21 protein-coding genes and 1 pseudogene are annotated in these 23,905 nt (G+C 71.8%); 10 read left to right on the top strand and 12 right to left on the bottom strand.

The window, feature by feature from the left end; translation table 11 throughout:
* Positions 1-12: 12 nt before the first annotated feature.
* Positions 13-396, bottom strand: a complete 384-nt coding sequence (locus ABD358_RS07305) for a winged helix-turn-helix transcriptional regulator (protein ID WP_344630028.1) — start codon at positions 394-396, stop codon at positions 13-15.
* Between the two features lie 102 nt (positions 397-498).
* On the opposite strand from ABD358_RS07305, the gene ABD358_RS07300 reads away from it, so the two are divergent.
* Entirely contained in the window at positions 499-900 is a 402-nt protein-coding gene (locus ABD358_RS07300) for a RidA family protein (RefSeq protein ID WP_344630027.1), read from the top strand.
* Between the two features lie 191 nt (positions 901-1,091).
* Here the strand turns inward: ABD358_RS07300 and ABD358_RS07295 are convergent.
* Positions 1,092-1,163, bottom strand: a pseudogene (locus ABD358_RS07295) (winged helix-turn-helix transcriptional regulator); the annotation flags it as partial.
* 324 nt (positions 1,164-1,487) lie between these two features.
* On the opposite strand from ABD358_RS07295, the gene ABD358_RS07290 reads away from it, so the two are divergent.
* Complete coding sequence (locus ABD358_RS07290; RefSeq protein WP_344630026.1) at positions 1,488-2,228, top strand: 2OG-Fe dioxygenase family protein; 741 nt, start codon at positions 1,488-1,490, stop codon at positions 2,226-2,228.
* Between the two features lie 84 nt (positions 2,229-2,312).
* Complete coding sequence (locus ABD358_RS07285; protein WP_344630025.1) at positions 2,313-2,930, top strand: LysE family translocator; 618 nt, start codon at positions 2,313-2,315, stop codon at positions 2,928-2,930.
* Here the strand turns inward: ABD358_RS07285 and ABD358_RS07280 are convergent.
* From ABD358_RS07280 to ABD358_RS07270, 3 genes are all read right to left on the bottom strand, one after another.
* Entirely contained in the window at positions 2,919-3,407 is a 489-nt protein-coding gene (locus ABD358_RS07280) for a YbaK/EbsC family protein (RefSeq protein WP_344630024.1), read from the bottom strand. The two genes, ABD358_RS07285 and ABD358_RS07280, sit on opposite strands and share 12 nt — an antisense overlap.
* A gap of 216 nt (positions 3,408-3,623) precedes the next feature.
* Positions 3,624-4,646: an ArsR/SmtB family transcription factor gene (locus ABD358_RS07275; protein WP_344630023.1), complete on the bottom strand. Its 1,023-nt coding sequence runs from the start codon at positions 4,644-4,646 to the stop codon at positions 3,624-3,626.
* A gap of 482 nt (positions 4,647-5,128) precedes the next feature.
* Positions 5,129-6,304 (bottom strand): Cmx/CmrA family chloramphenicol efflux MFS transporter, encoded by a 1,176-nt coding sequence (locus ABD358_RS07270; RefSeq protein WP_344630022.1) that lies wholly within the window; start codon positions 6,302-6,304, stop codon positions 5,129-5,131.
* A gap of 577 nt (positions 6,305-6,881) precedes the next feature.
* On the opposite strand from ABD358_RS07270, the gene ABD358_RS07265 reads away from it, so the two are divergent.
* From ABD358_RS07265 to ABD358_RS07245, 5 genes are all read left to right on the top strand, one after another.
* Positions 6,882-7,436 carry a TetR/AcrR family transcriptional regulator gene (locus ABD358_RS07265; RefSeq protein WP_344630021.1) on the top strand — a complete coding sequence of 185 codons (555 nt, stop codon included), beginning with the start codon at positions 6,882-6,884 and terminating at the stop codon, positions 7,434-7,436.
* Complete coding sequence (locus ABD358_RS07260) at positions 7,433-8,965, top strand: MFS transporter (protein WP_344630020.1); 1,533 nt, start codon at positions 7,433-7,435, stop codon at positions 8,963-8,965. Before ABD358_RS07265 ends, ABD358_RS07260 begins: the two co-directional genes overlap by 4 nt.
* 791 nt (positions 8,966-9,756) lie before the next feature.
* On the top strand, positions 9,757-10,017 hold the full coding sequence (locus ABD358_RS07255) for a hypothetical protein (protein ID WP_344630019.1): 261 nt from the start codon (positions 9,757-9,759) through the stop codon (positions 10,015-10,017).
* A 147-nt stretch (positions 10,018-10,164) separates the two neighbouring features.
* Positions 10,165-10,752: a hypothetical protein gene (locus ABD358_RS07250; protein ID WP_344630018.1), complete on the top strand. Its 588-nt coding sequence runs from the start codon at positions 10,165-10,167 to the stop codon at positions 10,750-10,752.
* Between the two features lie 104 nt (positions 10,753-10,856).
* Positions 10,857-11,333, top strand: a complete 477-nt coding sequence (locus tag ABD358_RS07245; protein WP_344630017.1) for a DUF7919 family protein — start codon at positions 10,857-10,859, stop codon at positions 11,331-11,333.
* A 282-nt stretch (positions 11,334-11,615) separates the two neighbouring features.
* Here ABD358_RS07245 and ABD358_RS07240 read toward each other — a convergent pair whose 3' ends face one another.
* The 3 genes from ABD358_RS07240 to ABD358_RS07225 form a co-directional block, all read right to left on the bottom strand.
* Complete coding sequence (locus ABD358_RS07240; protein ID WP_344630016.1) at positions 11,616-12,308, bottom strand: DUF4232 domain-containing protein; 693 nt, start codon at positions 12,306-12,308, stop codon at positions 11,616-11,618.
* Positions 12,309-13,155: 847 nt separating this feature from the next.
* On the bottom strand, positions 13,156-13,575 hold the full coding sequence (locus ABD358_RS07235; protein ID WP_344630115.1) for a hypothetical protein: 420 nt from the start codon (positions 13,573-13,575) through the stop codon (positions 13,156-13,158).
* Between the two features lie 435 nt (positions 13,576-14,010).
* On the bottom strand, positions 14,011-15,987 hold the full coding sequence (locus ABD358_RS07225; RefSeq protein WP_344630015.1) for a DNA translocase FtsK: 1,977 nt from the start codon (positions 15,985-15,987) through the stop codon (positions 14,011-14,013).
* 668 nt (positions 15,988-16,655) lie between these two features.
* Between ABD358_RS07225 and ABD358_RS07220 the strand changes: the two genes are divergently transcribed.
* Positions 16,656-16,865, top strand: a complete 210-nt coding sequence (locus ABD358_RS07220; protein WP_344630014.1) for a VanZ family protein — start codon at positions 16,656-16,658, stop codon at positions 16,863-16,865.
* A gap of 432 nt (positions 16,866-17,297) precedes the next feature.
* Here ABD358_RS07220 and ABD358_RS07215 read toward each other — a convergent pair whose 3' ends face one another.
* From ABD358_RS07215 to ABD358_RS07200, 4 genes are all read right to left on the bottom strand, one after another.
* The gene (locus ABD358_RS07215) at positions 17,298-18,335 is read right to left on the bottom strand and encodes an oligopeptide/dipeptide ABC transporter ATP-binding protein (RefSeq protein ID WP_344630013.1); all 1,038 of its coding nucleotides are present in this window, start codon (positions 18,333-18,335) and stop codon (positions 17,298-17,300) included.
* Complete coding sequence (locus tag ABD358_RS07210; protein WP_344630012.1) at positions 18,332-20,317, bottom strand: dipeptide/oligopeptide/nickel ABC transporter permease/ATP-binding protein; 1,986 nt, start codon at positions 20,315-20,317, stop codon at positions 18,332-18,334. The genes ABD358_RS07215 and ABD358_RS07210 overlap by 4 nt, the downstream gene beginning before the upstream one ends.
* Positions 20,317-21,267, bottom strand: coding sequence for an ABC transporter permease (locus ABD358_RS07205; protein ID WP_344630011.1), 951 nt, complete (start codon positions 21,265-21,267; stop codon positions 20,317-20,319). The genes ABD358_RS07210 and ABD358_RS07205 overlap by 1 nt, the downstream gene beginning before the upstream one ends.
* Positions 21,268-21,345: 78 nt before the next feature.
* Complete coding sequence (locus ABD358_RS07200; protein ID WP_344630114.1) at positions 21,346-22,899, bottom strand: ABC transporter substrate-binding protein; 1,554 nt, start codon at positions 22,897-22,899, stop codon at positions 21,346-21,348.
* Between the two features lie 183 nt (positions 22,900-23,082).
* Between ABD358_RS07200 and ABD358_RS07195 the strand changes: the two genes are divergently transcribed.
* Positions 23,083-23,838 (top strand): FadR/GntR family transcriptional regulator, encoded by a 756-nt coding sequence (locus ABD358_RS07195; RefSeq protein WP_425576267.1) that lies wholly within the window; start codon positions 23,083-23,085, stop codon positions 23,836-23,838.
* Positions 23,839-23,905: the final 67 nt, after the last annotated feature.

Raw genomic sequence — 23,905 nt, 5'->3', positions numbered from 1 at the left:
GCCGGGCGGCCGTCAGGCGCCGAAACGGCGGCGCGCGTCCTCGATGTGGCCGAGGTAGCGGTGGGTCCAGTCGCACAGCCCGTCGACCGTCTTCCGCAGGGCCCGGCCCGCCTCGGTGAGGGTGTACTCGACCCGCGGCGGCACGGTGGGGTGCACCTTCCGGTCGACCAGGCCGTTGCGCTCCAGCATGCGCAGGTTCTGGGTGAGCATCTTGTGGCTGACGCCCTCGACCTCGTCGCGCAGTTCGCTGAAGCGGCGGGTGCGGTCGCCGAGCGCCTCGATGATCAGCAGCGCCCACTTGTTGGCGACGTCCGAGAAGATCTCCCGCGCCAGGGAGTCCGCGCGCCGCAGGTCCGCGTCCTCGGGCAGGTCCTTGAGCTGTTGCTTGGTAACCATCTGGTTCCCCCGTCACTGAAAAGTGCGTTCTTCCAGGTCGGCCCACACTCTCCTACAGTTCCCGAGTAACCACAAGAGAGCGGAAACAGAGGGGCGACCACCATGGCCACCATCGACTCCTTCCAGTACGGCATACCGGCCGAGAGCGACTTCGGCTACGCGCAGGCGATCAGGTCCGGCGATCTGATCCACGTCTCCGGGCAGCTCTCGTTCGACGAGACGGGCGGGTTCCGCCACGCGGGCGACCTCACCGCCCAGCTCGGACGGACCCACGCCAACCTCGACAGGGTCCTGGACCACTACGGCGCCACCCGCAACCAGGTCGTCTCCCAGACCCTGTACGTGGTGGACCTGCTGCGGAACGCCGCGGCGGTGGCGGAGGGCAACCGGGCGTACTTCGGCGGCCACCGCCCGGCCAGTACCGTCCTCGGCGTCACCGAGCTGACCCTCCCCGGCCAGCTCGTCGAGATCAGCGCGGTCGTCGACACGAGGCTGCCCGCCTGAGCCCGTCCGCGGCGGTGCCCACTCGCGGTCCCGGCCGGAGAGGCGGGACAGCCGCTCCCCGGTGCGGTGGAGCTCGACGAACAGCGGGCGCAGGGCCTGCCCGGCCGGGGCGAGCGTGTGCCGGGTGCGGACGGGAAACCGGGGAGCCGCTCCTGGTCGACCAGGCCGCGTTCGCGGAGCGTGCGCAGCCGGTCGACCAGGACCTTCGGGCTGATCGACGGGAGTTGCTCGCGCAGCGAACCGAAGGAGCGCGGCCCGTGCACCAGCTCCCGGAGGACCAGGGTCGTCCAGCAGCCTACGACGGCCGCAGGGCGATCCCGACGGGGCAGTCCGGCCGCTGCCGGGAAGCAGGGCCGTCAGCGCACCGGCCGGTCCCCCGCCACCGGGTCCGCCGGACGGCCGCCTGCCACACCCACCGAGCCGGAAAGGTAAAGGAACAATCCGGCCGAATGAACGGCGGGCCGGCCCCGGGGGAACCTGACAAGGGAAATTCCTGGTGATTCGGCCAGGACCGAAACCCTTTGACGCTCCCCCAGGCGAACACCACGATCGATCGCGGCATCGACCACGAGGGTGAAGGGGAACAAATGTCTTCGCAGTACGAATCCGGGATTGAGGAAGTCTGCGAGTCGCTCTCCGCGAAAAGCTACGAACTGGTCCCGGGCGACAAGGTGAAACAGCTTCTCCTGCAGCGGTCGGAAAACGCTCTGGGCGATCTGGAGGCGTTCCGTGACAGCTGGAACCGGATGCCGCTCGACGGTTACATGGCCGACGGCGGCCGCTACCGGCGCCGCCGGCACGCCACGCTGAGCGCGCCCCGCGCGAGCGGCGAGTACCGCATCGAGGCCCACCAGCCGCACTACCAGACGCTGGACTACAACAACCTCAACGGCGGAGTCGCCCGGCACTACGAGCCGTTCGAGGACCACATCCTGCGCGGCCCCACCATGGACAGCCTCCTCACCCTGGGCTGCGACATCTTCGGCCGGCTCGCCCCGTACTCCCCGTGGCACATCGAGGCCCACCAGTTCCGCATCGAGGTCAACGGCGAGGAGGTCGGCAAGCCGACCCCCGAGGGTGTCCACCGGGACGGGGTCACCTTCGTGCTGATGGCCATGGTGGGACGCTCCAACGCCGTCGGCGGCGAGAGCACCGTCTTCAACCTGGAGAAGGAGCCGGTGGAGAAGTTCACCCTCACCGACCCGCTCGACCTCGCGCTCGTCAACGACGAGCGGGTCTACCACGGCGTCTCGCCCATCGAGCAGCTCGACTCGTCCGAGCCCGCGTCGCGCGACGTCCTGGTGATCACCTACCGTCACAAGCCCTGACGTCCGGGGGCGGGTGGGGAGCACCCGCGCGGTGCTCCCCACTCCCCCTCACGCCGGTCGCCGGTCCAGCGAGAAGATGGGAACATGGGTCAGATCATCGCCGTAGGGGTCATCACCGTCCTGGCTGTCATCAGCCCCGGCGCGGACTTCGCGATGACCATTCGCAACAGCTATCTCTACGGCCGGAGCGCGGGAATACTCGCGGCGGTGGGGATCTCGCTGGGCGTGCTCGTCCACGTCACCTACACGATGGTCGGCGTGGGGCTGCTCGTGACGCGCACTCCGCTGCTTTTCACGGTGATGAAGCTGGTCGGCGCCGCCTACCTGGTGTACATCGGCTACAAGACGTTCGTCACGAAGACCCAGGTGCAGATCGACCTGTCGGCCGACGGCGGGCTGTCGAGGTCCGGGGCCCTGCGCACCGGGTTCCTGACGAACGCGCTCAACCCCAAGACGATGCTCTTCGTGCTCAGCACCTACACCCAGGTGGTCAGCGCCGACACCCCGGTCGTCCAGCAGGTCGGGTACGGCCTGTTCATGTCGGTCGCGCACCTGCTGTGGTTCGCCCTGGTCGCCCTCTTCTTCTCCCACCAGAGCCTGCGCGCCCGGCTGCTGCGCCGGCAGGGCGTGCTCAACAAGGCGATCGGCACCGTGCTCGTCGGCCTGGGCATAGCCCTGGCGCTGTCCCCGTCAGTCCAGTGACAGCGGTTCGACGCGGGGCTCGGCGAGGGCGCGGTAGTCCTGCGTCGACAGGGCGATCGAGCGGTCGAGCCGGGCGGCGTTGAAGAAGAACTCGGGGTGGGCCAGGAGGCCGGGGTCGACGAGCAGTTCCAGCCGTTCGTCGAACGAGAAGGGGAGGATGGTCCCGCTCGGGGAGCCCGCGAGTTCCTCGGCGACGTCCGGGGAGGCGAAGGAGGCGTAGGTGCCGCCGTACAGCGCCTTCACCGCCGACAGGTCGACCCGCTTGTCCCCCGGTACGACGACCAGAGCGAAGCGCTTCTCCTTCTTGCCGATCTTCACCATCACGATGATGCACTTGGCCGCCTGCGCCAGGTCGTGGCCGCGGAGCCGGCTGACCGCCTCGGTGCCGCCCTCGGGGTCGTGCTCGATCACCCGGTAGGCGGCCCCGTGCTCGTCGAGCAGGGCGAGCAGCTTCTCGTAGGTGCCGTCCCCAGCCATTGCGATCCTCCTGTTGCAACCGATGCCGTGCCTGACGCCGTGTCAGGTGGGTTGATCCTATGCCGCCGCGGTCGCGGTCCGCGTGCCGTTTCAGCGCTTCGGGGCGATGAGGCGGTGGGGCGGGTCGGGGCGTGCGGCGCGGGCCGGCGGCGCGGCTCCGCCGTGACGCGGGCGACGTCCACCACGGTGCGGCGCCCTTGCCGGATGCGGCGCGGGCTACCGGCGGCCCGCCGGCGTACTGCCCTGGTTGTCCAGGTAATCGAGCAACGCGGCTCCCGAGCCGTCCAGTTCGTACAGCACCCGGACGCCCGTCCGGCGCCGCTGCACCAGGCCGGCGGCCACCAGGGACGTGAGGTGCTCGGAGACGGTGCTCGGGGCGAGGCCGAGCGTCGCGGCCAGGGCCGAGGTGGTGGTGGGCGCGGCCAGGCCCCGGACCACACCGGCCCGGCTGCGGCCGAGCAGGATCTCCAGCCGGTCCCCGCGCACGGGGACGCCGGCCCGCCGGTCGGGCGGCGCGTTCCCGACGAGTACGGCCGCGCTCTTGGCCTGGTAGGACAGGGCCACCGAGCCGTCCAGGGCCGAGGTGAAGAAGGACGCTCCCCGGCCGAACAGCAGTGGCACGATGACCAGGCGGGAGACATCGGACACCTTGGTCCGGGCGGTTCCGACGTCCAGCCTCAGGACCTCGCCGCACCACGACAGGCGGCCGTGCAGGCTGCCGAACAGCTCCTCCGTGCCCTGGGTGGCCAGGATGCGCGCGCGCAGCAGGATCTCCTCCTCGGTCGCGGCGCGCAGGGAAGCCGTGAACGGCTCCAGGGCCGCCTGCCAGTATTGGGGAAGGAATGCGCAGAGTTCGGCGATCCGTGCTTCCGGATCCGAGTGGATCGGGCGCACTTCGGCGGGAATGCCCTGTGAGAACCACTGCTCCAGTTCCGCCTGGACGCGGGCGGGGGACACCGCGCGCAATAACGCGATTTCCTCCTCCAGGTCGTCCCTGAGCCGGGACGGGGCGACCGAGAGGAACGAGGGAAGCGTTCCGCCGCAGGCGCGGTACAGATGGACGAGCCAGCCCGGGATGGCCGTGCCCGTCCTGTTCAGCGAACTCCGGGCGGCTTTCGCCCAGTTGGCGTACGGCCAGGGAACGAAACCGCGGTGCGACGAGAGCAGTCCGATACTGCCGAATATCTCCCACAGCCGACTGCTGGCGATCCGGACCACCCCGTGTTCGGATTTCCGCAACGGAATCTCAATCATGCGCACCTCTCGTGGCCTGGCTCCCCGAGCGGCAGGACCCGCTTGCGGGACAGGCTCGCTGTTCCCGTACCGGATTCGCAACCTGCTGTTCGAACACTGAGACGATACGCCCCGCCACGGAGCGTGCACCAATTCCACTTCGGCCGAAGTCCGGCCGGAATTCGACTGGAATCCGGCTGGAATCCGGTTCACCCCGTCAGAGGTGGCGGAGTCTCCCCGTCCGGGGCGACGGCCGCCGCCACCGCCCCGGACGAGACGGTCCACCGCCCGCACGGCCGCTCCCCCGGCCAACCGGCACTCCGGGGGCGCGCCCCGCAAGCCCCTGCGCCTCCCGGGGAACGGGCTGCCCGCGGACAGCGGATGCCGCCGGTCCGTGGTTGGGCCTCCCGGAGGGAGGACGTCGTTTCCGCCGGTGAGTCGGCTTCGGCAGGCGTCCCTCGACGTTCACAAAGGGGCGTTCGCATCCGTCACCGGAGCACCTCGGCGCTTCGGCCGGCCGCGACCGCGGTGCGGAAGGGGAGCGCGATGAGCAGTGCGATCGCGACCAGGAGCCCGCCGGCCCACAGCGGTCCGAGGTTCCCGGCCGCGGTGCCGAGGGTGGTCGCGGCGACGAGGGGGCCGACGGCGGCGCCGACGTTGAGTGCCGCGGTCGCGTACGAGCCGGCCATGGTGGGAGCTCCGGCGGCCTCGTAGAGGACCCGCGTGATCAGCGTGCTGCCCAGCGCGAACGACAGCGCGCCCTGCACGAACACGAGGACGAACAAGGCGGCCGGCCGGTGGGCCAGCATGGCCAGGGCCGGCCAGCCGAGGAGCAGCAGCGGACCGCCGGCTGCGACGACCAGGCCGGGGCGCCGGTCGGACAGCCGTCCGGCGACGGCGACCCCGGCGAAGGAACCGGCGCCGAAGAGCACCAGGACGACGGAGACCCACAGCTCGTCCAGCCCGGCGGTGTCGGTCACCACGGGGGCGAGGAAGGTGAAGCTCGCGAACGTTGCCGCGTTGACCAGCGCGCCGAGTCCCATCACCAGGAGCAGCCGCGGCCTGGTGAGCTGGGCGAGCTCCGCTCCCAGGGCCGGCCCGCCGGTCGCCTCCTCCACGCGTCCAGCCGGGATCCCCTTCAGGATGCCGATGGCCGCGGGCAGGCAGAGAACGGCGACGGCCCAGAAGGTGGCCCGCCAGCCGAGCAGCGTGCCGAGGACCGACCCGCCGGGGACACCGGCGATCGTGGCCGCCGTCGTGCCCGCCAGCAGCACGGCCAGCGCACGTCCCTTCCTGTCGGGCGGGACCAGCGTGGCGGCAGTCGTCAGAGCGACGGCGAGGAACCCCGCGTTCGCGAGCGCGGCGACGACCCGGGTGGTGCACAGGACCGGGAAGCTGGTGGTGAGGGCGCCCACGGCGTGAGCTGCCGCGAAAGCGAGGACGAAGCCGAGAAGGCTGGAGCGTCTGGGCCAGGTGCGGGCGAGTGCGGCCACCAGGGGGGCGCCGACGATCATGCCGATCGCGAAGGCCGAGGTGAGCACGCCTGCTGCCCCGACGGTGACGTCGAGGTCGGAGGCGATGTCCGGCAGGAGGCCGGCGAGCATGAATTCCGAGGTGCCCATGGCGAAGACCGCCAGGGCCAGCAGGTACAGCGGGAGGGGCATCGAGTGGCTCCGAGGCGAGGAGAGGAACGAGGAGGTCATCTCGTCACCGCGGCCGGCCCCCAGGGGCGCGCCCGCCCGGCCGCAGAACGCGGCGCGGCGGCAGGGCTACCAGCTCAGTGGTTCAGGGGGCTGACGGCGTGACCGAAAGCCCCCACCGTGTCCGACTCAGGACTCGACATGGCCCGCACGCTACCCGACCGGCGCCCGTCCGGGCACCTCGGTTTCGGTGGCATCGGTCTGTGCCACCAACGTCATGTCCCGCAGCAACCGCGGGCAGGCCGGTTGCCGCGGGCCGGGACGGCCGCTCGGTCGACGCGACCGCCTCCGCCGCGCACGCCACCGTGCCGTCGTCGCCGGCCGCCGGGACGCTCATGCGGCACCGCCCGTCCGGCACGGGAGCCGGCCGGCCGTGATGACGGCCTCTGCCTGATCTGCGGGTTCATCGTCACCACCCCGGTGACGGGCCGGCGCGGCGCGTTCTGGTCCGGACGCGGGGCTGGTGGCTCTGCGCCCGACAAGGTGAGCCAGAAGCGCCCCGGCTGAGACATTAATGTCTCATACGAGTTATGGTTGGCTCATGAGCTTTGATCGTGATCATGTGCTGCGTGCCGCCGCCGATCTGCTGGCGCGGAAGGCCACGGCGACCATGGAAGAGGTCGCCCGGAGCGCGGGCGTCAGCAGGGCGACCCTGAACCGCCATTTCGCCGGACGTGATGCCCTGGTACGCGCCCTGGAGGAGCTGGGCATCGCCGAGTGCGAGGCGGCCCTGGAGGCGGCGCGCCTGGAGGAGGGGTCGGCCGCGGACGCGGTGCGCCGTCTGGTCCGCGAGCTCGAACCCTGTGCGGGCCTGCTCGCCTTCCTCTACTCCGAGAACCAGCTCTTCGAGGGCGAGGAGCAGAACGCGGGCTGGTCCCGCATCGACGAGCGGCTCACCGCCCTGTTCCGCCGGGGCCAGGAGAGCGGCGAGTTCCGCATCGACCTGAGCGCGGCATGGCTGACCGAGGCCTCCTACGGCCTGCTGACCGCCGGCAGCTGGGCCGTCACCGAGGGCCGGGTGGCCCGCAACGACTTCACCCGCATGATCGCCGAACTGCTGCTCGGCGGCGCGCTGCGAAGGGACGACGCATCATGACCAGCGCCCTGCACCCGACCGAACAGGGCAGCACGCAGCGGGCCCCCGGCCGCTGGATCGCCTTGGGCGTCCTGGTCCTCGCCGTGCTGCTCGTGGCGGTGGACGCCACCGTCCTGGGCCTGGCCACGCCCTACCTCAGCGAGGACCTGCAGCCCTCCGGCACCCAGTTGCTGTGGATCGGCGACGCCTACTCCTTCGTGATCGCCGGCCTGCTCATATCCATGGGTGGTCTGGGCGACCGCATCGGCCGCAAGCGCCTGCTGCTGATCGGTGCGACCGCGTTCGGGCTGGTCTCGGTGCTCAACGCCTACGCGCAGACACCCGGGATGATGATCACAGCGCGTGCGCTGCTCGGTGTCGCCGGCGCCACGCTGATGCCCTCCACGCTCGCGCTGATCCGCAACATCTTCCAGGACCCCCGTGAGCGCAGTCTCGCCATCGGCATCTGGAGCGCCGCCGCCTCGGCGGGCATGGCGATCGGGCCGATCGTCGGCGGCCTGCTGCTGGAGCACTTCTGGTGGGGCTCGGTCTTCCTGATCAACCTGCCCGTGATGGCGCTGCTGGTCCTCGTCGGGATCAGGATGCTGCCGGAGTCGCGCAACCCCTCGCCGGGGCCGTGGGACCTGCCGAGCGTCCTCCTCTCGCTGGTCGGCATGGTCGGCGTCGTCTACGCCGTCAAGGAGACCGCCGCCGACGGGTTCACCTGGCCCACCCTCGCGGCCGGTCTGCTGGGCGTCGCCGCTCTCTGCGCGTTCGTCGGGCGCCAGCGCGGTCTGCCCATCCCGCTGGTGGACGTCCGGCTGTTCGGCAACCGCGGTTTCAGCGGCGCCGTCCTGGCGAACCTGCTGACCATCCTCGGGCTGTCCGGACTGCTGTTCTTCCTCTCCCAGTACCTCCAGCTGGTCCAGGACCGGCGCCCCATCGAGGCGGGCATCGCCGAACTGCCGGCCGCCGCCGGCGCGGTCGCGGCCGGCCTGGCCGCCGGCGCAGCGGCGCGCCGCTTCTCGGTGCGCGCGGTCGTCTCCGGCGGCCTGGCGGTGATCGGCCTGGCCCTGGCCGTGCTGACCACGCTCAGCCAGTCCACCGGCTACCCCCTGCTGGGCACCGTCCTGCTGGTCGTCGGCTTCGGCGCCGGGCTGTCGTTCACGGTCACCTCCGACGTCATCCTCACCGCCGTCCCCAAGGAACAGGCCGGCGCCGCCTCCGCGGTCTCGGAGACGGCCTACGAACTGGGCACCGCCCTGGGCATCGCCCTGCTGGGGTCGGTCGTCACCAACGTCTACCAGGGCTTCACCGGGCCGGCCGGAACCCCGCAGGCGGCACACGAGTCGCTGGCCGGAGCCGTCGTGGCCGCCGCGCACCTGCCCGGCGACGCGGCCGCCGCGCTGCTGCGGGCGGCACGCGGGTCCTTCGTCGACGGAGTGGCCCTAGCCGCCGGCGTCGGCGCCGGTCTGCTGTTTCTCGCCGCCGCCATGGCCTGGTTCCTGCTGCGCGGCCAGAAGCTGACCGACGAGCCCGTCCAGCACTGAGAAACGGCGAAGGGACGCCTCACCACGCGCCCGCCTGCGGAAGGCGGTCCGGACGCCGAGCCCCACGCGGTCGACGCCGACCTGCGAGCGGCCCGGTGAGGGACGAGTGCTGGTCGCTGAACGCCCGCATCCGCGGTTGTCCCCCCGTAGGGCCTCGCGCCGGTTTCCGCTCCGGTTCTTCCCCGTCCGGTGAAGCACCGGACGCGGGAACGCCCGGCGCCATTCGGGCTCCCCCGGGTGCAGTCGGCCGCCGGTGGGCTGCGGCGGCCGTTGCCCGGGTGATCACCTCGGCGGACGCGGACGCGGACATGGCGGTCAAGCTCCTTGGCGGGACCGGCCGGGCCTCCGCCGAGGAACTGTTCTCGGGGGCATGCCCCGACGAGTACGCCGGGGCCGCTTCGAGGCCCTGCAGGGCAAGGTGTGCGACTGGGCTATGGCGAACGAGCCGTGAACGGCGTCGTGAACGGCGTCGTGAGGGAGGCACTGGAGTCGGAGGAGAGGGGCGTCGAGGTCGACACACCGCGCTCGCCCGTATGACGGGGATCTCACGGCAGCCCCTTCACGCCCGCCTGAGCGCGGCTCGCGCCTCCCTGTAGCGAGTGCCGCTGAACCGGATCGGCCGGTGCCGGGTGATTACCTGACAGGCGAGGGGCAGGTCCGGTAGATCTATGCGGGTGAATGCGTCCACACCTGGTGAGCCGGGCCCTGAGGGCGGCGAGCCCGCCTCCTTCGCGGAGACCGCGGAGGACCGGTACCAGAAGCACAAGCCGAGGATTCATACAGTCGGTGCCGTGACTCCGGCCGTGGTCGAGCGTCTCGCCGAGAAACGGGACGCCGGGGGCATCGCGGATTTCGAACCGCCCTCCGCCACTGAAACCACGCGCGATCCTCGGCAGTCCCCCACCCCCCGCCTACGGAAGCTCGCCGAGGGCCAGAACGCCGGCGGGGAGAAGAAGGCGCAGTGCAAGGCGAAGGCAGGGAACGACCTCGCTCCCGGTACCACGTGGGTCGACCTCCTGGAGGACGAGCGCCCCGGCGAAGCCGCGGCCTGAGCACCTGAGCGAAGGGCACCGCTGCCTCTCATCCCGAATCGTCACACTGTTGACGTCCCGCCAGGGCCGTCCGACAAGATCGAGCTGCGAGCTCTTGGGTCAGGGCGTGGTTTGGTCGAATCCCTCCGTTCTTGAAAGGCAGGAGTCATGGGCGGTGGCTGGACGGGGTTGGTGGTTGCCGTCGTGGGCGTGGTGGGCACGCTGGGAGCGGCACTGCTGACACAGAACCGCGCAGACCGCATAAAGCGCCTGGAATTACAGGCTGCTGCGGAGCAGCGACGAGAGGAACACCAGCACGCCGAGAAGCTGTTGCAAGCGGAGCAGGCTCAAGCGCGTCAGCGCGAGAGCCTTGAGTTGAGGCGCAGGTGTTACATCGACCTGAACACTGCTTCCCGCCAATTTCTGACGGCAATGACCAACTACCTGCATGCGCTGCGGAACAACGTTGACGTTGAAGCATCGTTGGAGCAGCTGGAGACCAGCCGGTCAGCCTATCGGGACAGCTATTCGGAAGCCCAGATGATTGCTCCGAGCCCGGTGTTACACGCATCCAGCACTGCCAAGGCCCGGTTGAACACCGCATATGGAAAGATCAAGCGGATCGGTCCGTCCCTGTCCGGGTGCGTGGTCGAGCTGCAGGCATTGGAAGACGAACTGCATCAAAAGGTCTGGCCATACGTGGGGAAGCAGAAAGATGCCATGCGAGCCGACTTGGGAATCGAATCCACCGATTAATGCGATGCCGATCGAGCCCTTCCGTTCCAAGGTCGCCTGCTGAACCTTCCTCGTCCTGAGCGCCAAGCGGCCTCGGTGGTGTGAACGGCGGAGACAATGTGCCGGTGTTCTACGAGGATCTCAGCGAGTACGACTACCAGGCCGAGGATGCGTTCACGGACAGGGAGTCGGGCTTCTACGAACTCTGGTACCGCCCGACGTACACCCGCCTGAACGTCGGGTGGCTGGAAGCCGGCAGGCCGTACTCGACGGGAGCGGTTCCCGCGGCGTTCGTGGAGAAGCTGGAGGCTGTCCGGGAAGTGCAGTGGATGAACGTCTGCCTGGGGGTGCACGAGTGCGACCTGTGCCCCGCGGAAGGGGCTCCGGAGGGGAACGGGGAGGTCCGCATCCCGGGTCCGCCCGGGATCGCCTACGCCGCTCCGGCTCTGATCACGCACTACGTCACCGCCCACGGCTACCGGCCGCCGCAGGTCTTCATCGACGCCGTTCTCGCCGTCGACCTCGACGCGTGGGCCGCCGCCCGCTGGCCCGACGTCCCCTTCCCGTGGGTCCCGCAGGACGCGGAACGCATGCTGGAGTAGGGGAGCTACGGTCCAGTCCGGCGTTGGCGGCGTCCGCGGGCACAAGAGCGTGCCCGTGCGCCGGGACGCCTCGCCGGGGACCGGCGAGACGGGTGGCGGTCTGCCGCCGGCCGACCGCCGGGATGTGCCGGTGGGGCCGCTTCCGTGCACGACGGTGTGGGACGAGCCGGAACTCCGCCACCGGCGGCGACTCCGGTGCCGGCGGTGCGGCTCGACCCAGCGTGCGTCGATGTCCCCGGCGAAGGCCGGCCCCGGTGCGGGCCCCGGTGATGACGGCGCGGGTCAGCCGCCCTGGCCGGCGCTTCCGATCGGGCCGACCTTCACCGGGGAGCCGGAGCCGTCGGTGACGGGCAGCGTGGCGGCGCCCGGCCAGTTCAGGGAGACCGACTTCGTCTCGTCCGGCGGGGTCACCACCAGTCCCGTGATACGGACGCCGGAGCCGCCCGAGTCGTTGACCGGGTACGTGATGGCGAAGGCCACCGACTCACCGTCCTTGAGGACGGTCCGGTTCACCGGCTCACCGGTGCGCTTCGCGGACAGCGACCCCGCGCTGGTCTTCAGGTCGACCCCCGCGTAACCCGAGATCGCGCAGTCCCGGCCGCCGCCGTTCGTGAACTCCACCACGACGGTGCCGCCCGGGTCGCCTTCGATGGTGTTGTCCACCGCCGTGACCTCCAGCTCGTCGGTGCGGCACTTGCCGATCTTGCCGCCCTTGTTGGAGCCGGTCCCAGCGATCGTGCCCCGCCCCTCACTCGAGTCCTTCGCGGCGGAGTCTTTCGCGGGGGAGTCTTTCGCGGCGGAGTCTTTCGCGGGGGAGCCCTTCGCTGTGCCCTGAGCCGAGCCGCCGTCCGACGAGGGCGATGCGGGCGCGGCGGAGGAGTTGCTCCGGCTCGTGGTGTCGTCGTTCTGGCAGGCGGTGAGCGAAAGGCCCGCGGCAACGGCCAGAGCTGCGACGGTGATCTTGTTGACGCGCATGGTGTCTTCCTCGGTGTCGGCAGGGGCGCCGGCCCGTCGGTACGGGCGAGCTTTTCCGAGTGACAGGAGTCGTCCGGGCCGGTCCGCCGTTTCACCCGGCTACCTGCTGGCACATCCCTGTTACAGACGGAAACGGGCACGGCGCACCTCGCCGCCGGGCGCACCCCTCCGTACCGCACCGCACATCCGGTGCTCCCTGACGTGTTCCTGCAGGAGAGAGGAGATCCGAGCCCGGCACGCCACACCGCGCCGGGCATGCCGCCGTCCGGCCGGGACGGCGGTTCCCGCACCGTTCCGCGACTGTTCGCGGCCGCCGTCCGGTGGGACAGACCCGTGACCCGGCGTGCCTTGACCGCAACCGGTGGCATGCGCTTCCCGGAGCCCCCAGCGGCGAGCGGGCGCAGGCACCGCGCGCCTCTGCCGTGCTGCAGGCGCGGCAGCAGCGCACCCGGCCGGGGAAGCACCCGTCTCCGCCCCCGGCAGAGAGCAGCAGCACTCGTGCGGTCCCTCACATGGCACGCCGTGCCGGAGACCGTCGCGCAGCACCGCCTCCGGCGGGCATCCACACGGGCGTGCTGCTCGTGCACGGCTGGTGCCGCGCCAGCGCAATGTTCGCCTCTTCGGACGCCGACAGGCAGCCGGCCCGCACCCTGGTCCTGCCGGCTCTGCCGGGCAACCGGCGCGGGGGCCACCTCACCGTACGAGGAGCGGCCGACGGTGTGGCCGGGCCCTGGCCGGGACACCCGGCCGGTTTCCCCGGACAACCGGGGACAGCGACACCGCGGCCCGAGCGAGCCGTGCGGGACCAGCGTCCGCGGCCCGGCCGGTGTGGGCCTGCGTGCTTTCCTCAGCGCGTGCCTGTCGTCGCAGCGCTGTAGGCGTACAGGGCGACGACGCCGACCACGCAGGCGATGATCATCCAGGACGCGAGGCCCATCCGCTTCCCTTTACGCCCGGACCGCTTCGGCTTCCCGGACCGCCTGGTCCGGCCGGGAGCCGCCGAGGCGGGCGGTGCGGCGTCGACGGCGACCTCGGCGAGCAGGCGACGGCAGGCCGCCGCGAGCTCGCCGGTGTCGGAGTGGAGCGGTACGACGGTCTCCGAACGCGCCGGAGCGGTGGTGCCGCCGTCGAGGATGCGGCCCGCGCGGAGCAGGATTTCGTCCCTGCGCCCCGAGGGGGCGAGGCTGATCCAGCGCTGCACGTGCTCCCCCCGGATGACCACACCCCCGGACCGGTCCCGGTACACGGTGTGCCGACGCCAGAGCACGTCTGCCAACTGCGTTGCGGTTTCCCTCAGTTGGGCGCTCAAGACCCGTCCCCCCAGAGCCGTGCGGTTAATGGAACGGGAATCGTACTCCGGCGTCCCTGTTGCGCTCGGGGCGGCCCGGGGTGGGGCGACGCGGTCCGTTGGAGGCAGGGCCCGACACCGTACCGACGCGTTGACCGCCTGGACACCACGGTCACCTCCGGTCCGTCCGGGCAGGGCCTCACCGGCACGGTCCGGTCCTGCACGACGCCGACGGCCCGGTCGGTCACGCTCAGCAGGTCCTCACGGTCCGGCCCCTGCCGGCGGAAAGCGACGAGTGAAGCGGCCGGAGGGCACCCCCAGGGGCGCCCTCCGGCCCTGCTCATCCGCGCACCGTGGGTGGAAACCGGCCGCACTCTCCTGCCCTGCGGATTCCGTCCCGGCGCCTCACACGGCTCAGCGTTCGTCCGACGGGGTGAGGTGGTCGAGGGACGTGGCCATGGCCTTGCGCCGCCCGTTCTTGGCCGGAGCCGAGACCAGCCCAAGCGCTTCGAGCGCGTCGAGGGCACGCCGTGCGGCCGCGCGGGAGAGGGAGAAGCGCTCCTGAACGTAGACGATGCTGGCGTTCTGGTCGGTGACGACCGCCTGCGCGATCTCGCGGAGGGTCTCGGCCTCCATTCCGGCGGCCTCGGCCTGCTGGGCGAACGGCTCGTGGGCGGACGTGGCGGGCTCGTCGGCAGGGGCGGCGGGTCGCTCGGGTTCGACGGCGGAGTCCTTCGACACCTCGTCGGTGGCCTGGGCGGGCTCGTCGGCGGGGGCGACCGGCTCGGTCTCGACGGTGGATGCGACCGATTCCGGCTCGACGACGGATGCGACCGGCTCCGGCTCGACGGCGGGGGCTTCTGTCTCCGGACTCCTGCCGTCGGACTCTTCGTTGGACGCGACACGTTCGTCGGCAGGGGAGTCGTTGTCGGATGCGTCCTGGGGGTGTTCCGAAGTCCGAGGTGCCTCGACCTCGGCCTCGGCCGCAGGTGCTTCCGGATCCGGACTCTCGTCGTTGACGGACTCCTCGGCGACGGTGGGCTCCACGGCAGACGGCTCGGGTTCGACGGCGGTCGGTTCCGGTTCGTCGGCGGGTGCGGCCGATTCCGGCTCGTCGGCGAGCGTCTTTGAGACCTCGTCGGTGGCCGGGGCAGGCTCGACCACGACCGGCTCCGGCTCAACAGCGGATGCGACCGACTCGGACTCGTCGGCGAGTGCTTCCGGCTCCCGGGCCTCGTCGCTGCCGGGCTCGTCGGCGGACGCGACGGGCTCGTCGACAGTCGGCACGGCGGTCGCTTCCGGCGCCACGGCGGGTGCGGCAGGCTCGTCGGCGAGCGTCTTTGAGACCTCGTCGGTGGCCGGGGCGGGCTCGACCACGACCGGCTCCGGCTCGACAGCGGATGCGACCGACTCGGACTCATCGGCGAGTGCTTCCGGCTCCCGGGCCTCGTCGCTGCCGGGTTCGTCGGCGGACGCGACGGGCTCGTCGACAGTCGGCACGGCGGTCGCTTCCGGCGCCACGGCGGTCGCGGTCTCCTCCCGAACTGCCAGGGCGGCACGCAGGTCGGGGTTGTCGCGGAAGAAGAAGGTCAGCTCTCCGACCGACAGCCACCCCCATGCCGCGTCTCCCACGGGGTCGAACACGTCCTCAGGTCCGGGAACGAACCGGTGCGACGTCCCCCTGTCCGACACGGCCGCGCCGTGGTCGGTGAGGACGAGGAGGGCAGGGCGCTCCTCGTCCTCGCGGCTCCCCGAGAGGGCCACACACAGGATGCGCTCGTCCGCGGCGACGTGTTCACGTGCCAGCTTCTCGGCCTCGTCCCGGACCCAGGGGTCGTCAGCCGAGTCCGTCCTGGACAGGCAGTACGCGATCGCCTTCTCCAGCGGGGCCTCCCGCTCGGGCAGGCTGCTCAGCAGTTCACGGACCGCGTTCCGCAGGGCGTTCGCCGCCTCCGGTTCGGGACGCTCCTCCCCCTGCGGTGCCTCGGGGTCCGTCTCCTGCCGGGCGGAGGTGGTGTCCGCGGCCTCGGGCTCGGGCTCGGGCTCATGTTCGGGCTCGCGACGCTCCTCCTTCTTCTCCTCGTCCTGCTCCTCTTCCCGTTCCCGCTCGGCGGGAACGGTGTCCGGCGTCTCCGCAGCGGCCGTCCCCGGCTCCTCGTCCCGCTCCCGGATGGTGCCGCGCCGGTCCGCCGCACCCCGGCGGACCGCGAGGACGCCGAGGCCCGCGGCGGCGAAGACGAGGCCTCCGCCCACCAGGAGAGGCAGGGAGCCGAGGACCGCTCCGAGGAGGAGGACGAGCAGGCCGGCCACCGTCAGGAGCGCGGACAGGCGTATGACCGCCTTCGTCCGGGCGTCGCTCGGGGCGTTTTCACGTGAGAGCCGATCTTCCACGGCGGTACGTCCCTCTCCACGGCAGCTTTGACCACCGTTCTCGTGGTAACCGATGACCCCGTCTGCCACCGGTGCCCGGTGCTTGCAGATCGGGCATGTGCCGCGACGCATTTACGCCCCCTCGTGCCACATTCAAGTGGACGGACTGTAACGGACGGCGGGAGATGTTCGTGGAGCCGGTACGGCAGTCCGCATTCGCAGGGAGGAGCCTGCTGACCTGCGGAACCGTCCGTAGCTCATCGACTCCGCTTCTCGAACGGGGGCTTTGCCCCGGGCCGGGGCCGTGGCCCGGCAAGACCCACCGGGGCGGGTACGGTCGTGGCACCCGGCCGCCGCCGGAGGCACCGTACCAAAGCCGGGGTGTCCCGCGGTCACCCGGTGCAGCCCGTGCCACGTGCGGCGGCTGTGTTCCGTGGTCATGCGGGGTGTGTGCTCTTCTCCCTCGCCGTGGTGCTCGCGGTGGGGGCGGTGTCCTGTCTGGTCTTGTCCAGCCGGGCGGGGAGAAGACCGCGGTCGTGCGCGGCGTTGAGCGGTGCGGTCGCGGCCGAGGTGTGTCTGACGATGTGGCCCACGCCCGCTGGCGGGGTGACGGGGTGACGGGGCGGTGTGTGGTCAACCGCGATCCGGCCGAGCCGTTCCTCACCTCGCAGGGGCTGTAGAACGCGGCGATGTTCGTCCCCATCGGGTTGTCCGGGATGCTCGCGGTTCGGAGGCCGGCGCCGGTGCTGGCCGGGGTGGTGCCTCTGACGGCGGCGACCGAGCTCGCCCAGGGGGTGCTCCCGGTGGGACGCGGTCGTGACACCGGCGACGTGGGGATGAACACGGTCGGCGGCCCGCTGGGGCCGGTGATCGGCGGGCTCGTTCTCCCTGCCCGGTGATCGGCGGGCTCTTCCACCCGCTCAGGGCCGGGGCTGCGGGCCCGGGGGCGCGGTACGCCCCGGCATACCCCCTGGTGGTGCGGGCCTGGCGTGGTCTCGTCCCGCCGCCCCGTGGTGCCGTGGTGCCGTGGTGCCGCCGCCCGCCGTGCTGGGGGCCGTGCTCACCGCCTGTGCCCCGGGGACGTGGAGTTCGGCCGGCTCCTCCCGGTCACTCACCGGAAGGGGTGCGCCGCCGCGCCCACCGGAGCGTCCGCCGTGCCGGTGGGCGCGGCGTACAGCTGTCCGGTGGGCACGTGCGGATCCCCGTGGTTGCCGCGCGCCGCCGGGATCTTCACCGTCCGCCGTGGCGGGGCCGCCGCCGGATGCGGGCGCCCCGCCGGGGGTTCGGCCCCGGTGCCGCCTCCGTCCGGTCGCGCCCCGCTCCGCCGGTGGTCATGCGCCGCGGGCGGCCGGCCCCGGCAGGACCGCCGTGGCGGCCTCGTCCCCGGGCTGTGGGTGCACGCAGTGCCAGCGGTGCCCGTCGGGGCCGTCCGTCGCCGCGGGGAAGGCGGCGGCACAGGCGTCGTCCGCCTTCCAGCAGCGGGTGCGGAACGGGCAGCCGGAGGGCGGGTTGGTCGCCGAGGGCACCGGGCCGTGCAGCACGATGCGCTCGGGCCGTTCCAGCAGGCTGGGCGTGGCCGAGAGCAGGGCCTCGGTGTACGGGTGCCGGGAGTCGCCGGTGACCTGTGCGGCCCGGCCCTCCTCGACGACGCGGCCGAGGTACAGCACGGCGATCCGGTCGGCCAGGTACCGCACGGTCTGCACGTCGTGGGAGATGAACACCATGGCGAGGCCGAGGCGGGCGCGCAGGTCCACCAGGAGGTTGAGGATCTGGGCGCGCACCGAGACGTCCAGGGCGCTGGTGGGCTCGTCGGCGACGATCAGCTCCGGTTCCAGGGCCAGGGCGCGCGCGATGGCCACGCGCTGGCGCTGGCCGCCGGAGAGCTGTCCGGGCAGTGCCTGGAGGGTGTGGCCGGGCAGGCCGACCAGGTCGAGGAGTTCCTCGACGCGCCGCTCGCGCTCGGCGCGCGTTCCCCGGGCGTGCACGTCCAGCGGGTCGCGGAGGATCCGGCGCACGGGCAGCCGCGGGTTGAGCGCGGTGGACGGGTCCTGGAAGACCACGCCGACGGAGGCGCCGAAGCGGGTGCGGCGTTCGGCGGCGGACATCTGCCACAGGTCCCGGCCCTTGAAGTGGACGTGGCCCTCCGTCGGGCGCTGCAGTCCGGTCACCACGCGGGCCAGGGTGGACTTGCCGCAGCCCGACTCGCCGACCAGGCCGAGGATCTCGCCGCGCCGGACCTCCAGCGAGGCGTCGGTCAGGGCGTGCACGGCGTCCCGGCGCAGGATGCCGCCGCTGCGCGCCTTGTGCCGGACGTGGATGCGGTCGAGCCGGACGAGCGGTTCCATCGTGGTGTCCTTCGGGGCGGTCATCGGGCGCCTTCCAGCGACTGGGCCGGCCGGTTCACGGGCGCCGGGTGGTGGCAGGCGAAGCGGTGGTCCCGCGCGGTGCCGCGGTCGGCGGTGGGCGGCGGGGTGGTGGCGCACAGGTCGGTGGCGGCGGCGCAGCGGGAGGCGAACCGGCAGCCGGGGCCGAACGACCTGGGGGCGGGCACCACACCGCGGATCTGGTGCAGCCGGCCCGCGCCCGCCTCCAGGGAGACGACGGAGCCGAGCAGTCCGCGGCTGTAGTGGTGCGCCGGGTCCGTCAGCAGGGAGCGGGTGTCGCCTGCCTCGGCGACCTGGCCCGCGTACATCACCGCGACCCGGTGGGCGAGGTCGCCGACCAGGGCCAGGTCGTGCGAGACGAGGACCATCGCGAAGCCGAGCTCGTCGCGGAGCCTCACCAGCAGTTCGACGACCTGGGCCTGCACGGTCACGTCGAGCGCGGTCGTCGGTTCGTCGGCGATCAGCAGCCGCGGGCTGCGGGAGAGCGCCATGGCGATCAGCACGCGCTGGCGCTGGCCGCCGGAGAGTTCGTGGGGGTAGCTGCGCAGGGTGCGCTCGGGGGACAGGCCGACCAGTTCGAGCAGTTCGGCCGGGGTGCGGGTGCCGCCGCGCGAGGTGAGCCTCTTGAGCTGGGTGCCGATCAGCACCGACGGGTTCAGCGACGACATGGCGTCCTGGTAGACCATGGCGATCTCCGGGCCCATGAGTGCCCGGCGCTCCTTCGGCGACAGCTTCAGCAGGTCGCGGCCCCGGTAGAGGATTTCGCCCCCGGTCTCGGCGTTGCGGGCCAGCAGGCCCATGATCGCGAGGCTGGTGATCGACTTGCCGCAGCCCGACTCGCCGACCAGGCCGAGGGTCTCGCCCTCGCGGACGGTGAAGGAGATGCCGTCGACGACGCGGGTGTCGCCGTAGCGGTCGGGGAAGCGGATCGTCAGGTCGCGGACGACGAGCAGTTCGGGGGCGTCCGCGGGCAGCGGCTCGACGGCGGGTTCCGTCGTCGACAGCCGGGCGGCCAGTTCGGCGAGGGCGGCGTCCACCTCGGCCTGGTCGGCGGCCGGGACGGCGGCGGCCTTCTCCCCGGGCTCCCCGGACTCGTCGGGGTCGCCGCCGGCGCGGGCCTTGTCCGGGGCCGCGGCGGCGTCCGTCATGCCCTCGGACAGGACGTTCAGCGCGAGCACCGTGATCAGCAGGCACAGGCCGGGGAAGAGGGTCGCCCACCAGCCGCCCGAGAGCAGGATCTGCCGGCCGTAGGCCAGGACGCTGCCCCAGCTCGGGTCGGGGTCCTGCACGCCGGCGCCGATGAAGGACAGGCTCGCCTCGAAGATGATGGAGTCGGCCACCATGACGGTCGCGAACACCAGGACCGGCGCGGCGCAGTTGACGGCGACGTGCCGGGCGACGATGTGACCGCGGCGGGCGCCGATGACCTGTTCCGCGGCGACGTAGTCCTCGCCGTACTGCTCCAGCACGTTGGCCCGCACCACCCGGGCGAGCGAGGGCGAGTAGACGAAGGCGATGGTGAAGATGATGACCGGGATGCTGGGCCCGAACACGGCGACCAGGACGGCGGCCAGGGCGATCGGCGGGAAGGACATCACGACGTCGAGCGTGCGCATCACCGACTCGTCGGCGAGCTTGCGCGAGGTGGCCGCCAGGGCGCCCAGGGCGGAGCCGATGACCAGGGCGAGGAGGGTCGCGCCGAGGCCGATGACCAGGGAGTAGCGCGCGCCGTGCACGACCCGCGCGAACACGTCGCGGCCGGCCCGGTCGGTGCCGAACCAGTGGTCGGCGCTCGGCGCCTGGGCGGGGACGCCGGTGGCGAGCGGGTCCTGGGTGAGCACCGGCGCGAGGACCGCGCCGAGGACGACGACGAGGAGGACCCCGAGGGCGATCCGGGAGGGCACGGGCAGGCGGCGCAGGCGAGTGCCGGGCCGGAGCCGCTCGGCGAGGGAGCGTGGGGCGAACATCACACCGTCCTGATGCGCGGGTTGACGAGCAGGTAGAGCAGGTCGACGATGACGTTGACCACGAGGAAGGCGACCGCGATGGTGAGCACGGTGCCCTGGACCAGCCCGACGTCGCCTCCGGTGACGCCTTCGAGGATCAGCTTGCCCATGCCGGGCAGGTCGAAGATCGCCTCGATGACGACGGCGCCGCTGAGCATGTAGCCGACCTTGACGCCGAGCACCGTCAGCGGGGTGATCAGGGAGTTGCGCAGCACCGAGCGGATGATCAGGAACGGCGGCAGGCCGCTGCCCCGGGCGGTGCGCACGTAGTCGCGGTCGAGTTCGGCCACCATCGAGGTGCGCACCAGGCGGGCCAGCGAGGAGGCGACCGGCAGGGCGAGGGCGACCGCGGGCAGGGCGAGGCTCCTCAGCCAGCCGCCGAAGGAGTCGGCCGGGTTGACGTAGCCGCCGGTCGGGAAGACCGGGTTGTTCAGCGCGAACTGCTGGATGAGCAGCACGCCCAGCCAGAACGAGGGCAGGGCGATGCCGATCATCGACAGCACCCGGAAGACCTGGTCGGGCCAGCGGTCCCGGTAGACGGCGCTGGTGACGCCGAAGACCAGGGCCAGTACGACGGCCAGGGAGAGGCCGAGCAGCGTCAGTTGCAGCGTGAGCGGGAACGCGGTGGCGATCCGGTCGGCGACGGGCTGGCTGGGCGGCACGGTGACGCCGAGGTCTCCTTGCGCCAGGTCGGCCAGGAAGGCGAAGTAGCGCACCGGCAGCGGGTCGTCGAGGCCGTGCGCCTCGGCGAACGCGGCACGCGCCTCGGCGCTCGCGCTGTCACCGAGCGCGTTGTACGCGGGGTCGACGGGCGAGAACTGCAGCACCACGAAGACGAGCAGCGCGATGCCGAGCACCATCACCGGCATCATCGCGACGCGGCGCAGCGCGAGCCGGAGGAATGCAACCATCGTGAGGTTCCTAGGGATTGGGGCCGGTCGCCGCCGCTGCCCGGCGGGCAGCGGCGGTCCGGGGACGGGCGTACGGGCTCAGGCGCGGCCGACGTCGATGAAGGACAGGCCGGTGGTGGGCAGCGGCCTGAAGCCCCGCAGCTCTCCTTCCCGCCAGGCGGTGGGCAGCTTGCGGTGCAGCACCGGGTACAGGGCCGCCTCGTCGGCGACCAGGTCGGTGACCTGGGCCCACAGCTCCTTGCGCTTGCCGGCGTCGGCTTCCCGGGCGGCCTTGTCCAGCAGGGACCTGGTCTTCTTGTAGGGGGCGGAGCCGGCCCAGCCGTAGCGCTTCTCCGGCCAGAAGCCGTAGTAGAACCAGCGCAGCAGCAGGTCGGCGTCGTTGCCGAAGACCGACGGGTCGCCCGGCGCGGCCAGGACCTCGAAGTCGCCCTTGTCGACCTTGGCGTACTGGGCGGGCGACTGGGCGATGTCGAGTGTGGCGTCGATGCCGGCCGCGGCCCAGCTCTCCTTGATCAGCGGCGCGATGTCCTTGACCCAGCCGGTGTCCGTGACCAGCAGGGTGAAGGAGAGCTTGCCCACGCCCGCCTCGTCGAGCAGCTTCTCGGCCCTGGCGGGGTCGTGGCCGTAGACGGTGGCGGCCTCGTGGTAGTCGGGGTGCGTGGCCGGCACGTATCCGGTGGCGGGTTCGGCGTTGCCCAGCAGGGCCGTGGAGATGATCTTCTCGGTGTCGAGCGCGTAGTGCAGGGCCTGGCGCACCCGCTTGTCCGCGAAGCGCTTGTCCTTGCAGTTGAACATCAGGAAGAGCAGGCCGAAGGACTGGACGGACTCCACCTTGTCCTTGCCCGTGAAGCCCTTGATGTCGATGTAGGGCACGTCCTCGATGGCCTGCACGCGGCCGGACTTGAGCGCGCTGACCCGGGCGGACGGGTCGGACATCAGGTGCCAGACCATCTTCTTGGCCTTGGCCGGGTGCGGCCCGTTGTACTTGTCGTACGCCTCCATGACGATCTTGTCCTCGCGGACCGCCGACACGAAGCGGTAGGGGCCCGAGCCCACGGGCTCGGCGTCGAAGGCCTTGGCGTCGGCCCCGGCGATCTTCTTCGGCACGATGCGCACCACGGATATGCGCGACGGGAAGAGCGCGAAGGGGTACTTCAGCTTGAACTCGACCGTCGCTTCGTCGACCGCGGTGACCTGGTCGATGAAGGGCACGAACTGCGCCATCAGCGAGGCGTTCTCCGGGTCGAGGACCCGCTCGAAGCTGAACACCACGTCGTCGGCCGTGACCGCCGAGCCGTCGTGGAAGGTGGCGCCCTCGCGCAGGGTGGCCCGGTAGGTGGTCGCGTTGATCCTCTTGGGCATCTCGGTGGCCAGCGCCGGCCGGGCGACGAGCGTGGCCGGGTCGAGGTCCACCAGGCCCTCGAAGATGTGCATGTTGGCGGCGTACGGGGTGGCGCCGGAGGTGATCATGGGGTCGAAGCCCGTGGACAGGGGGTAGGAGAGTCCGGCTTCGATGGTGTCGGCGCCGCTGCCCGGGCCACCGGAGTTCCCTCCGGTGCTGCCCGGGCCCGCGCAGGCGGACAGACCCGCGGTGATCGCGGTCGCCACGCCGATGGCGCTGGTGTATCTCATGAAGGTGCGGCGGTCGACGTCGGCTGCACTGCGCGCGGACAAGGGTCCTCCAGGCGGGAGACATGGCGGGTGGATGACGGAAGAGGCGGGCGCGACCGCACCTCGTCGAGGATGCATCAGACGTCTGATGTCTGATGCTTGATAGCGTGGGAACGTAGCCCGACCAAGGAGAGGGGTCAAGAGGTGGCGGTGGGACAGGGTGAGGTCCGGCGTGCGAAGCCGGATCCCAAAACGGCACGGCAACCACTGCGACAGGAGGTCGTGGACGGCATCAAGGCCTACATTCTGCGCAACCAGCTCCGCCCGGGAGATCCGCTGCCGACCGAGTCCGCCCTGTGCGAGGCGCTCGGCGCGAGCCGCTCCAGCGTGCGCGAGGCGATCAGGATCCTCACCGCGCTCGACATCGTCGAGGTGCGGCACGGCCATGGCACCTACGTGGGCCGGCTGAGCCTGTCCGCCCTGGTGGAGAGCCTGACCTTCCGCGGGCTGCTCAGCCCCGACGACGACTTCCGGGTGATGTCGGACCTCGTCGAGGTGCGCGAACTGTTCGAGCGCGGCATGGCGGAACGGCTCGTGCGCTCCCACAGCGACGAGCAGATCGACCGCCTGGCGGCGCTCGTCGACGAGATGCGCAAGGCAGGCGCCGGGGAGGGCCAGGGCTTCGTCGAGGCCGACCGCGCCTTCCACACCCTCCTCGTCGCCCCTCTCGGCAACGACCTCATCGGGCAGTTGTCCACGGCGTTCTGGGACGTCTACCTCATCGTCGCGCCGCACCTGGACGTCTTCACGCCCGAGCACGAGGCGGCCACCATCGCCCACCACCAGCGCATCGTGGACGCCGTGCGGGACCGGGACCCCCTGGAGTTCGCGGCCGCGCTGACCGAGCACTACGCGCCGGTGCGGCAGCGCATCGCGGAGGCCCGCGCCCGTCGCCGCTGACCCCCTCTCCCCCGACGGCGGAGGCGCCCTGCCCAGCAGGGCGCCTCCGCCTCGTCGTACGGGCCCC

This window comes from Streptomyces glaucosporus (assembly GCF_039533345.1).
GTDB classification, from domain to species: Bacteria; Actinomycetota; Actinomycetes; order Streptomycetales; family Streptomycetaceae; genus Streptomyces; species Streptomyces glaucosporus.
Note: the sequence above shows the minus strand (reverse complement) of the source record. Positions and strands in the feature narration are given on the sequence as shown.